This window comes from Halostagnicola sp. A-GB9-2 (assembly GCF_030068615.1).
In the GTDB taxonomy this organism is placed as follows: domain Archaea; phylum Halobacteriota; class Halobacteria; order Halobacteriales; family Natrialbaceae; genus Halostagnicola.
The window spans coordinates 62,007-74,227 of the sequence record NZ_JASJOC010000017.1; the positions used below are offsets into that span (position 1 = coordinate 62,007).

Below are 12,221 nucleotides of genomic sequence, written 5' to 3' on the forward strand. Positions count from 1 at the left end.
CGGTTCGGTCGCCCGCCCTGACCGCACCTAGTACTATCCCGTCCCCCGTGGTCGGACCGGTCGATGCGGTACCTCGAAATCACCGTGCCAACGGACCGGCGGGAGGCCGTCCTCGACGTACTCGACGACGAGGGGGTCGAGTACGTCGTCACCGACGAGGCGACCGGTAGTGGAACCACAGATGCGGCGGTCGTTCGCTTGCCGTTGCCGACTCGGGCCGTCGAACCCGTTCTCGACCGGCTGGCAGACGCCGGACTCGAGGACGCCAGGGTCGTCGTCATCGATGCCCAGACGGTCGTCTCGAAACAGTTCGACGAGTTGCTCGACGAGTACAGCCACGGTGGGACCCGCAGCGAACGCACCTCGAGACAGGTGTTGCGGACGAAAGCCGACGAGTTCACGCCCTCGATCACGATCTACCTCGTCATGCTGTTGATCAGTGCGGTCGTCGCGACCGCGGGGCTACTCTCGGACTCGCCTGCGGTCGTCGTCGGGTCGATGGTGATCGCGCCGCTTTTGGGACCGGCACTCGCCGCCAGCGTCGGGATCGTCACCGGCGACGACGAGCTGCGGACGACGGGGTTCCGGTACCAGACCATCGGCATCGCCGTCGTGATCGTCGCCTCGATCGGTCTCGCAACCCTCGCCCGCCTGGGCGGGTTCGAACCTGGTGGCGTCGACATCGTCGTCGTCGCCGAACTCGAGGAGCGGGTCTCGCCGAACCTGCTGTCGATCGCCGTCGCGCTCGGGGCCGGGATCGCGGGCATCCTCAGCCTAACCCGGGGGTTCTCGGAGGCGATCGTCGGCGTGATGATCGCGGCGGCGTTGATCCCGCCCGCGGCGGCCGTCGGTATCACGACCGCCTGGGGGATGTACGGTGCGGCACTCGGCGCGCTCGTGCTCGTCGTCGTCAACGTGCTCTCGATCAACGTCGCCGCCCTGGTTACGCTGTGGGTCGCCGGCTACCGTCCCCAGGGACTGTTCGACGTTCCGCCGACCCGGAAACCGACATACACGTACGGTGCGGTCTTCGGCGTCGCGTTGCTGTTGTTGGCGGCCCCGCTCGCCGGCGTCACCCTCGTCGAGTTCCAGGCGACGCAACTCACCTCGACGGCCAACGACGCGGTCGACGAGGCCCTCGCCGAACCGGCCTACGCGGACCTCGAGCGCGAGTCGGTCGAGGTAACCCTCGACGACGACTATCCGCTGCGCTCGATCGACCGGGTCGTCGTCACCGTCTCCGGGACGAACCCAACCGACAATCCGGGACTCGCCGATCGGATCCAAAACACCCTCACGACGACTACTGACGAACCGATCACTGTCGAGGTCCAGTACGTCGTCGCCGAGGAGAGCGGCCCGGACACCGAGGAATCCGCGCCGTCGCTCTCGAACGTCCAGTCTCGGTCTACAGGTGCCGCCACCTCGTCGGAGCCGACAGCCGAGAGCGAACGGACAGGACCGTCGCTCGAGACCGAGCGGAGCGTGTCGCGACTCGGGAGTACGGCCCGGTAGCGGTTTCCCTGTGCCGGGTCACGTCCGATCATCGACCGGATCGCACAGAACCGGCCGATCGGCACCACGGACGACGTTCTCGGTGACACTACCCAGCAGCCGGTGACCGGCTCGCGAAGTTATTGTATCTCCATCGATGAGTCGACTATGACGTTCGTCGTCCGGCAACATCTCCTCGCTCGAGAGACTCGAATGCCGCGTCGAACGAACGCCACATCTCCGGATTAGTTACCGAAGTAAACTCAGCTACACCAGGCACAATAGGCACCTTAGTTACCTTTTGTCCACATTCCTTGCTCTGCCAGCACACCCACTGTTCTCGAGTCTGCAATTCCGTTGGAATGCGATCCCTCTCGACCAAACTTGTCTGATTCGTCGTCGTTCATAATCTACGTTCTATGATGGCCTCATTGGCGCCGCCAGTCCGCTGTCAGCGGCAGGATAAAACAAACAGTATCGATACGTCCCCCGGACACCCACTTCTGCGGATGGAATTTATGTCGCTGAGGCTTCCGTGTTGTCCTTCAGGGAATCACACTTAGGATAAACTATAATAATAGCGAGTCGCTCAACAAATGTAACAGATATGTTCCTCCTCTTTGACCACGCTCTCTATTGGTTAAAATCTACAGAGACCTAGGCGGAAGAGACACACCATATTTCCACTCTAAACCATATATTAGCCCTCAGACCACCTTCGATAGCAGGAGACGATAAAAGGGGGACACTGTGTTTCCGCTCTAAACCATGCATATAACCACTCATCCTGCCTTTGACAACAGACGGCGGAAGAAGGAGGGACACTATGTTTCCGCTGCAAGTACAGTTGTTGAACCCATTATCCTTGATTTATTCACGTTTCACGGCCTGAAATGTGGTATTTACAGCGGTAATTTGGTGTCTTGGATGAGCTCTAGTCACCCATTTGGAGAACTTACAGCAGAAATTTAGTGTGTGTCTTACCTTCTACTTACAGCAGAACCACCACTCCACACCATACTCTTCAACATAAACACCAGCAAATATCTGTTTCAGTGTGTTAAAAATGTTAATTTACAGCGGTGGTTCTAGTTCCTTATTTTAATTATCTTGTGATGAAATGATCAACCAATAACAGACACCAACGACGACCGTAATCCACTGTTCCGGTACGATAATCCAATCTTCCGAAGAGGGTGTCATAGAATGAACCTGAAACTAGCGGCGAGTCTAGCCAATAGACTACCCACAAAAATCTAAACCTCGACGCCAACAGCTGATTGGGGTACTCCCCCATCTACTCCTGCACTTCTCGAGCACAACAAGTAACACCATCACCATAGCGACAGTTCAGAAACCTCCGCGAAAAATTCTCTCGACTCCAATCACCAAAATAAGACGGTCCACAGAACAGAGAAACGACGCCCACACAATAACAAAATAATCTCCACACGGCAGAATATCCTTGTCAAAACAACAGCGAAAGAACGCCCACACAATAGCGAAACAACTCGCGCAGAGCAGAAGATTATCATCCACTCAAATCAGCCAACTGCCTATACCCCGATCTACTCGAGGTGAAACGGGGAAACTGAACAGCTACTTATCAAAAAACAGACTATAGAAATCTTCGATAGTTGTGTAAGTGTGGTACGGCGTACAGATTCGACGATTCTCTAAGTGGATCTGTAAGTGCAGTACGGCGTGGAGTTTTAGGGGATGCTCTAAGTGGAGCAATAATCGCCGGCAACAATTATACGCCCGGTTTGGGTCCACAAAAATATAGATTATAAGCACTATTAGTGCGGTACGGCGTAGGATTCCGAAGAGTTCCTAAGTGGATTGGGTAAGTGCAGTACGGCGTGGGAATTCGGGGCATCTTTCATCATTTATGTAAACCTAGAACAATCATACACAACCAATCATAATCACAATAAAAACATGGGATATATTGGGTAAGTGTGGTACGGCGTAGGGATTCAGGAAACTTCTAAGTGAACTACCTAAGTGCGGTACGGCATGGGGATACAGGGCATCTTTCATCACTTATGAAAATAATACAACATACCACCTAAGTGCGGTACGGCGTGGGGTTACGGGGGTATCTTTCATCACTTATACAAACCAACCACCATTTCGTTAAGTGCGGTACGGCGTGAGATTTCGAGGTATATTTCATAACTGACTTATCACCTGTATTATCGCTGGGTAGGTTTTCACGGATTCTAAGAGCTTTATAGACTCTATAAATATACTCTCGTACCGTGCTGGGTAGGTTCGCCAATTCACACAAATAGATACAAAGGGGACAACCTATCCAGACAGGAGGTGGGGCTGACGCAAATGGCAGGCGGAGCCAAGAACCACTGGAGAACAGAGACAACCGACGGGAGAGAAACAAATAGTATGTGGAATCTGACATAGAAACAAGGCCCGAAAGGAGGGGCGGAAGACACCGACGATCAGTGCCGAGAAACAGACCCAATACCAGCATCGGAGAGAGGGAACAGAATAGGCACCAAGAAGACGGGCACAACCGAGAACAGACGACCGACACCAGCGATAGAACAACTACCCGACTCGAAACACGGACCGACACTCCAGAACAACACCCACAATCGACACCGGCACCAACACTACCGAACACTCGACGTCGAGACCGACACATTGCGACCAGCGGCAACCATTCACTGACGACCGACCGGCGACAAACGAAACCGACGACAGACAGTTACCGAGTAGCGCCCGGCGACCGACAATCGGCAACAGATGACCGGCGATAGAACAGCACCGATGCCCAGCTGGCAGAGTGGCCCACCGACGGGACACAGGAGTGGGGGGAGCGCCAAGAACAAGCCCAGCAACAACACCGCCCCGCGCGCGACGGCGTCGACGAAGGGAACTGTGCCTACTACTTGCAGATGGAATCCAAGCCTGGCTTCGAGGGAACAAGACATCGGCCACTACAATCTGACTGGGGGGTACCTGCTTCTCGATAGAACATCTGGCCTGTACCAGCGGACGAGGGGGAAGTCATGCAACAGTTGTCAGGGGGGAGCCATGCAATACCAGAAGGTGAGGTAGTCTGGGAACGAGCGGGTGAGGGGGAGACCGTGTGTAGTACCGACCATCGGAAAACAAATTCAGAGGCTGGACAACCAATCGATAAGGTTTCAATAACGTTTGGATCACCGTTATATCATGCGGTTTGTTCCCTTCTCAAACCTCGTCTCTGTTTTTAGCATCCACACAAGCAGTCCATCGACTCCACCTTCGTTCCAAGCTTTGAGCCAGCGTCCGCCGGTTGGTTGAGATACACCGACACGTCGTGCAGCCATTTTGTCGGTGTCGCCGAGAAAGACGTTCTTGATGAAGCAGAGTCGCCGGACGAGACGGGTCTTGTCCGCCTTCTGGGCATCATTGATCGCTTCATCCGCGGTCGAGGCGGATACCCCGACCCTTGAGGTCGGGGTTGTTGACCGGGGAGAAGGAACCCATGGAAGAGAAAACAGCTGCTGTCCAGGAAGTCGCTAGCGTGGTATCCGAAGATTAGGAACCATTCGATGGACTTCCAGAATATTCTGCCGAGTTCGAGAACGGAAATTTGCACTCGCGATCCACCAGACGAACAACCTCGAGTTAATTCTCCACCATCCTTCTGGGACAACGACAGGATTTGGCGGGTATCGGAAGGAAGACGTAATCGCAAATATCGTCTGCTCGGGGACGCAAGCAGCAAAACAGGTCGTCCAAGCGTTTTCGAATCATCCTGAGGAATTCCTCAACTACGACCTCGACGATGAATGAGATTACTGACCAGCTCTGGATCTCGGACATCAATTCAGTGATGGAATCGGATACCAGCCGGTTCGATCACGTCGTGACAGTCTGCCAGGACAGCGTTGAGGATAACATCGGCTGTGAGTACGATCACTTCAACATCGCTGACGGACCGCTCAGTCAAGATCACTACGGCGGCGACCTCTCACACTCGTCGTTCGAAGATGCCGCAGAGACACTCCACGAGGCTCTCGAGAACGACAAGACGGTCTTGGTCCATTGCCATGCTGGTCAGAGCCGGAGTGCAGCTGTCGCCGCCGCAGCGCTTGGTCGCCGGCAAGATTGTCGATTTAGCGAGGCACTCGCACAGATCGAGGACGTCCGCCCGATCATCAATCCACCGAGACCCACCGCGAACACGCGAAGCGGTACATCAACAGTCATCACTAGCAGCGCCCCCATAGCCCAAACTGGATTTCTACACTTCGAGACGGTCATCAAAATCGCTCGGAAGGCTGTACCGAGGTCAACTACGACGAACAGTGAATTGATCACAGGCTATTGTGCTTTCGAGAATCCAGTTGTCTGTATCCCACTTCGGGAATTCCGTATCTCCAGGGTACGAATCATGGATTTCTGAAAGCACCTCCTAGTCGGCTAGTGGGAGATATTGGTCGTCCACGCTTGCACCACCGGCGATGAAGATCTGGTCGACTCCCTTGGTTCGAGCGTTTTGGGTCACTGAAGCGACCACTGAGTTTCGAAGTCGGACGTATTTCCCTTCTGCGCCCGTATCCACCGTATGTCGAACGAACAATCGGTAGCGGATGCTGAAACTCCCCGTGAGGACTCACGAGACTCGAGTGCGAGTCGAGCCGGGTCCGCCGAGCACACCTCGATCGACATCTCCGATCTCGAGCTCACGTACGGTGATGGAACCGAAGCGGTCAGCGGCGTCGATCTGACGGTCGGCGACGGAGAATTCTTTGGGTTTCTCGGCCCCAATGGCGCGGGCAAGACGACAGTGATCAAAGTGCTCGCGACGCTGCTGTCACCGACCGCCGGCGAGGTCCGTGTCAACGGGTTCGACGTCCGAACCGAGCCGCGGAAGATCAGGGAATCGATCGGCTACATGGCCCAGGAGACGAGCATTGATCCGGAGCTCACGGCAGAGGAGAACATTCGATTCGCGTGTGAAGCCTACGGCGTCCCGCGGGGCGAACGGGACGAGCGAACCGCCGAACTGCTCGACCTCGTCGATCTCGAAGCGGTCGCTGACAAGCGCTCGGAGGAGTTCTCGGGCGGGATGAAAAAGCGACTCGACGCCGCCACCGTACTCGTCCACCGCCCGCCGCTGGTCTTCCTGGACGAACCGACGACCGGTCTCGATCCGACGGCGCGCAATCGGCTCTGGGAATACTTCCAACGGATCAACGAGCAGGGGACAACGATCTTCCTCACCACGCAGTATCTCGAGGAGGCCGACACGCTCTGTGAGCGGTTGGCGGTGATTCTCGGCGGCGAGATTGTCGCCGACGGATCCCCCGCCGATCTCAAGCGACAGGTTGGCGGCGACGTCCTCGATATCGAACTGGGCGATGGGCCCGAGGCGCGGGCGCGCGCTACAACAATCGCACGCGAGTTCGACGACTTCAGTAACGCGACCGTCGAGGAGACCGAGGCGGGAATCAGTGTCACCGCGCAAGCGGCCCGCCAGTCGGGAACGGATCTCCTCGTTGCACTGCGAGACGCGGGACTGACCGTCACCGGATTTAACGTTCGCGCGCCGACGTTGGACGACGTGTTCCTCGCGATTACGGGCGAGCGTGTCGACACCGACGATGGCGCGGCTGCGACGGAGGAGTCCATATGAGCACGCCAACCGAGTCGGGGACCGCCGACCGCGAGGTGGCGAGATCCGCAAACACCTTCGTTGGGGACGTTTGGGTCAACTTCAAGCGCTGGAACCTCAAGGCCGTCCGGAACCCGTTTGTCCTCGTCGTCTCGCTCGCACAACCGTTTATCTTTCTCGTACTGTTCACGGAGGTGTTCGGCAACGTCGCCGGCGGCGCCGTCAGCCAAGGGCTTCCGGGTATTGACTACACCACGTTTCTCGTTCCGGCAATCGCGATCCAGGTCGCACTCGCGTCGGCGGTCACCTCGGGAATCGGGCTAGTCAACGACATCGAGAACGGCATGTTCGAGAAGGTGCTCGTCTCGCCGATGAACCGAACCGCCGTGTTCGTCGGGAAGACCCTCGCTGAGGTGTTCCGAATCGCCCTCCAGATAGCCATCATTCTCGGACTCGGTGTGCTCCTCGGCGCGGAGATTACGACCGGCGTCATCGGTGCCGTCGGGATCATGGCCGTCGGAATCCTCTTTTCGTTCTGGTTTATTGCGTTCTCGAACATGCTCGCGGTACTGACTCGAGACCAGGAGTCGACGATCATCGGCGCGAACCTCCTGCAGTTCCCGTTGTTATTCCTCTCGAGTGCCTTTCTCCCCCTCGAGGTGCTCCCGAACTGGATTCAGCTGTTCGCTCGAATCAACCCCGTCACGTACGGCGTCGATGCCGCACGTGCGATCATGCTCGACGAAGACGTGATGACCGTCCTTGAGGTGACGGCGTTCGACGGCGCGCTCAACACGATTGTCCCCGCTGTCGCCGTTCTCGCCGGTCTGGGGCTCGTGTTCGGTGCCGGAGCCGTCTATCTGCTTTCGAGGGCCTCGAGTTCGGACGTTCGGTAACGACCGTTCCGTGACCCGACGACACCTCGCGTGCTGCTTCTATGCTGATATGGAACGGTACGTAGGGTCTTCAGCGGCAAGTACAGTCGGTTCACGTACAGAGAGCATACTGGATATCGGCGGTCAAAGAGTACCTGAGAGTAGGTGCCGGGTGAGATACAAGACACTCGCCGTCGATCAGGAACCATGGTCCCATCACACGTTCTCGTCCCGCTAGATGGTTCGCCGCTTGCCACGGATGCTCTCGAGCACTCACTCGAGGTATTCGACTGTGAGATTACTATCTTGAACGTCGTGACGCCACTTGACGAGCACATGACTGGAGACACGTCCTGATGGCAAGTGGTTTACTCCAAAGTGAATTACTTCTCAGTAAACCAAACTCTGACTGATTTGATGATCGTGTCTGGGCTCTTCGAGGAGTGGACTACTTCAAGGGATCCTCAATGAAGCGGAAGCCATTCACGTAGGTGACTGAGTCACCGTAGCCCTCACTAGCGAACACGCTTTCAGCCCCTTCGCCGGCAAGAATACCGGTCGTACGAATTGACCCCCCCAACACATAAGAAGAGTTAACTCATAATCTGAAACATGGAAGTCCGACGTACCGCACCCGTCAAACTTGACGTTCCTGACCAGCGGCACGAGGACTTCCACGAATCCGCCCAACAGTTCCTCTATTGCGCTAACCGTGCCGCAGAGTTCTGTTGGGATAATAGCGACTACAGAGAGTGTGTCACGGCTAACAGCACCGCACGGGACGCACTTTACGACGACCTCCGCGACGAAGCCGATCTCACCGCGAACCTCGTCCAAGAAGCTATCCGACGCGCTGTGCAAGCTGTCAAAGGCCGTGTCGAACGGTGGAAAAACGGGAAACGTGTGAGCCAACCAGAGTTTACGTCGTAGAGCATGGTCTACGACAAGCGGAGCGCGACGTTCAGGCGAAGGATGTAACGCGACAGATTGTGATATGACCAATCCCTGATAGGAATTGCATGAAAGATGTAGAGTATATATTCAGTACCGACTGGCAAAAGGATCACCAACCGTCGATTTCACAGGGGCCAAAAGCCTAAAAAGAGAACTCTCTCAAAATCACACTAAATGCATTTTGAAACTGAAGCGTTTATCGATGAATACGTCATTGATGGAGAAAACACAGGAATCTTTGCCGGAGATGACACCCATATTACGTACACCCCGGAAAACCCGGACGTATCGCCGTCAGTATCCATCTCAACAGATGAGATCACCAGCGTCACTTTCAAGCGTGACACATCGCTTTACCGCAACAAGCTTCTCGGATGGTTCTTCGCTGTCATCACTGTCTTACTCATCTTGGTTGTCTACATGGTCTCATTCGCTGGTCAAATCACAGACCCAGACGTAAACTTCATCACGTTCTTCATGACACTCCTGATTATCGGCGGTGTTTCCACCACGTATGAATACTTCAACGGTGAAGATTACGACATTATTGTCACCTACATTAGAACCAATGACGGCGAATTCCACGTCTTTACTGGACGGATGAAAAACACGGAATTCGTTGAAACGTGCGGTGAACTCATCGAGTCAGACCTCGAAACAAGAAATCAGAACAAGAAACTCAAAACTGAACTTAGTGACTGACAATCCTACTAACACTCGGTCACTTCTAACCGATTATGGCTGGCACATTCGCGCCCTGTATCATGCACACCGCTACGAACATCATCCATAGCTGGTAGGAATCCCAGCGGTCAGTCCGCACGTGTAGTGAACAGATGGTCCACCGCGTTCATCGTGAATCAAACGAAATTGCCGTGCGAACTTCTTCTCTGAGCCAATCACATGATTTCTGATAAGAATCGGGTAGTTGATTTAGACGCGGAGCAGGCGCAATACCACGTCGTTCACGGCGTGGATACGCGCCGTCACTCGATGATGTGTTCCACCGACAGAAGCGTAGCCGAGTTTCCAACACGAACCTTCAAATCACAAGAACTCCTACTCGGTAGCAAGGTTAGGTCGGAACGGAGCGGATTCCGAACGATCGTCGGAGGCGGTCTATCCGCCATCAATGAGACAGTATCCCGAAATGCCGATGCGGTGAACGCGAATCCTCGAAGGGTTCGTCCCGTGCCCCTCGGCCGAGCAGTTCCACGATACCTCCGAGTCTGCTCACGCACCAGCGATTCGATGCTGGCAAAAACAACAGATGCGGATCAACGGTGTCGAGGATAGGAGTAACGGCCACTTGGCATGGCCAGACAGCCACCGACCACGACGACCGGGTTAAACGGCTTCCCGTAAAGTGGCGGCGTCCATGGTTGCCAACCTGAAACTCCCACCGCTAAGCGGAATCAAAGATTCCGCGATGCTCGGAAATCTCCGATTTCCGTCCACTCGGGATTCCTCCGTGTTCACGCGGAGGAGGATGTCAATCCTCCCAGAAGGCGCGCTGTCGATCGTCGATTTCTGAGAGAACCATCGAGAGAACGTCACGCCAATCCGCTGGATGAGAGGTATCCTCACCGGGAGTCGGTGCCTCCGGTCCCGGATGGATATGGTCGCGGGCATTGTGGCTGGATGGATGGCAATCCCATCGATGATCGAATTCACCGGCCTCGTGTTTTTCGTGGTAATGTAGTGAGAAGTCCCCGCTCTCGAACCACACCACCTCAAGACGTGCAACGTGAACGATTTCTGGGTAGAAACGCTGATCGTACACGCACACCAGACGATCGGGAGCGAACTCCGGTTGTTCGTCTAACCGATCGAAGCGTTCGTCAGTTACGAATCGATCATAGATGACGTCAAGCAGGTCGAAATCAATCGGGGCACCGGCACTCACACTGGACGTGTCGTCTTCTCGTCTGCCGGTCATACGGCAGATTGTAGATCAGCACCATCACCTGATTCGGTGGTCAGCGCCCGTTCGAGAAGCGTCACCCGGCGACGAGCCGTCTTCCACGAAGAGAGACGCTCCCAGACTTCCTCGATAGATTGATCCGTGGCGGCGGCATGCTTTGAGATCGGAATCTCACTGGGAGTCTCGGCCTCGAATTCACCTGCCAGTACCTCCGTGTGCTTCGATTCCTTCTTCAGGAAGTCGAGCAGTTCCTCCGTGGTGTACTCCTCTCGGAGCCGCTGGACGCGCCGCCAGTTCAAGTACGATTGGTTGCGTTCGTAGGTAGCCGGCGACTCCGTAAGTTGTGTCACGATTCCCATCCGTTCAAACCACTCCAGGTACTCGCGTGCGGCGTCCACACCACGGTCCGCGAGTTCAGCGACTTCACTCGCTGTCGCCGGACTATTGAGTCCGAGGACCGCGTCAAAGAAGTCATCTCTTGTTCGATCTCCGCGGACGAGTTCCCCCGGAGAAGTCAGCGTGTCGAAGTTCGGTGCCTCAGCACGCTTGTCGACATTCGGCTTCAATTTGGGGTGCGGTTCTTTCATACTGTGGACCTCGATTCGTGTCGGGATAAATCTTTTCTAGGCGTATTATTCCGTTTTATCACCAGGCAGCACAGGGCATCGTCTATTTTCGCGATGCTTCTCATTGAACAGGAACAGATCACCAAAGATGAGGTAATTGAGACCGCGATGTGGTACGAGATCGAGGCGCTAATTGAACGAATCTACCAATTCATCGAGGGCGAGTTCGCCACCACTGACGATGTGGGAATCAGTGTCCTGAGTGCTCAGGAATACGCCGCGTTGAAAGAACATCTCTTCGAGTGACTGTGCATCATCAACCGCTTGAACGTAGTGTGGAACGCCGCCGTAGACGCCATAGGTAAGTACCCAAGGAAGAGGACTTCAACAGAGCAAACCAGCAAATATCCCAACCCAGTGGTGCGGTGCCGTGGGAAGTCGTTCGACAGATCTTCAATCTGTCGTGATCACGAGAGAGCGAGCTCTCTCGGACGACCTCGTCCGTTTACGGCGAGGAGGATGTCACTGAGCGGAATTTCCAATAAGAGGAACGATATATCACAGCCAAGTTCAAAAGGGCCAGGGGGATGGCCTTTTATTCATATATCAGCTGGAGGGAAATCGACCAGTGAATGCTTGCAGTCACATTTGCGGGTAGATCTCCGCTCCACTTTACTATTGAGAGGAGACGTATTTCAAACTTGCCACTAGTCAAATGGCGCTGTTCAGATTAGAGATCTACGTCGGTGGGAAACACCAACCGCCGCTCCGTATAC

General features: G+C 55.3%; 9 protein-coding genes and 2 pseudogenes. 8 read left to right on the forward strand and 3 right to left on the reverse strand.

Annotated features, from left to right (window positions below; all coding sequences use genetic code 11):
- Window positions 1-63 precede the first annotated feature (63 nt).
- Complete coding sequence (locus tag QNM96_RS21580; RefSeq protein ID WP_283838873.1) at window positions 64-1,515, forward strand: TIGR00341 family protein; 1,452 nt, start codon at window positions 64-66, stop codon at window positions 1,513-1,515.
- A 3,173-nt stretch (window positions 1,516-4,688) separates the two neighbouring features.
- Here QNM96_RS21580 and QNM96_RS21585 read toward each other — a convergent pair.
- Window positions 4,689-5,006, reverse strand: a complete 318-nt coding sequence (locus QNM96_RS21585; protein ID WP_345782560.1) for a helix-turn-helix domain-containing protein — start codon at window positions 5,004-5,006, stop codon at window positions 4,689-4,691.
- Window positions 5,007-5,293: 287 nt separating this feature from the next.
- On the opposite strand from QNM96_RS21585, the gene QNM96_RS21590 reads away from it, so the two are divergent.
- The 6 genes and pseudogenes from QNM96_RS21590 (at window position 5,294) to QNM96_RS21615 (ending at window position 9,657) form a co-directional block, all read left to right on the forward strand.
- Window positions 5,294-5,914 (forward strand): dual specificity protein phosphatase, encoded by a 621-nt coding sequence (locus QNM96_RS21590; RefSeq protein ID WP_283838874.1) that lies wholly within the window; start codon window positions 5,294-5,296, stop codon window positions 5,912-5,914.
- Between the two features lie 162 nt (window positions 5,915-6,076).
- A complete protein-coding gene (locus QNM96_RS21595; RefSeq protein ID WP_283838875.1) occupies window positions 6,077-7,147 on the forward strand; it encodes an ATP-binding cassette domain-containing protein in 1,071 nt (356 codons plus the stop codon).
- Complete coding sequence (locus tag QNM96_RS21600) at window positions 7,144-8,022, forward strand: ABC transporter permease (protein ID WP_283838876.1); 879 nt, start codon at window positions 7,144-7,146, stop codon at window positions 8,020-8,022. Before QNM96_RS21595 ends, QNM96_RS21600 begins: the two co-directional genes overlap by 4 nt.
- 186 nt (window positions 8,023-8,208) lie before the next feature.
- A pseudogene (locus tag QNM96_RS21605) lies at window positions 8,209-8,331 on the forward strand (universal stress protein); the annotation flags it as partial.
- 282 nt (window positions 8,332-8,613) lie between these two features.
- Window positions 8,614-8,928 (forward strand): annotated as a pseudogene (locus tag QNM96_RS21610) (RNA-guided endonuclease TnpB family protein); the annotation flags it as partial.
- 201 nt (window positions 8,929-9,129) lie between these two features.
- On the forward strand, window positions 9,130-9,657 hold the full coding sequence (locus QNM96_RS21615; protein ID WP_283838879.1) for a hypothetical protein: 528 nt from the start codon (window positions 9,130-9,132) through the stop codon (window positions 9,655-9,657).
- Between the two features lie 790 nt (window positions 9,658-10,447).
- Here QNM96_RS21615 and QNM96_RS21620 read toward each other — a convergent pair.
- A complete protein-coding gene (locus tag QNM96_RS21620) occupies window positions 10,448-10,894 on the reverse strand; it encodes a hypothetical protein (protein ID WP_283838880.1) in 447 nt (148 codons plus the stop codon).
- Entirely contained in the window at window positions 10,891-11,466 is a 576-nt protein-coding gene (locus tag QNM96_RS21625; protein WP_283838881.1) for a hypothetical protein, read from the reverse strand. The genes QNM96_RS21620 and QNM96_RS21625 overlap by 4 nt, the downstream gene beginning before the upstream one ends.
- 3 nt (window positions 11,467-11,469) lie before the next feature.
- On the opposite strand from QNM96_RS21625, the gene QNM96_RS21630 reads away from it, so the two are divergent.
- A complete protein-coding gene (locus QNM96_RS21630) occupies window positions 11,470-11,751 on the forward strand; it encodes a hypothetical protein (protein ID WP_283838882.1) in 282 nt (93 codons plus the stop codon).
- Window positions 11,752-12,221: the final 470 nt, after the last annotated feature.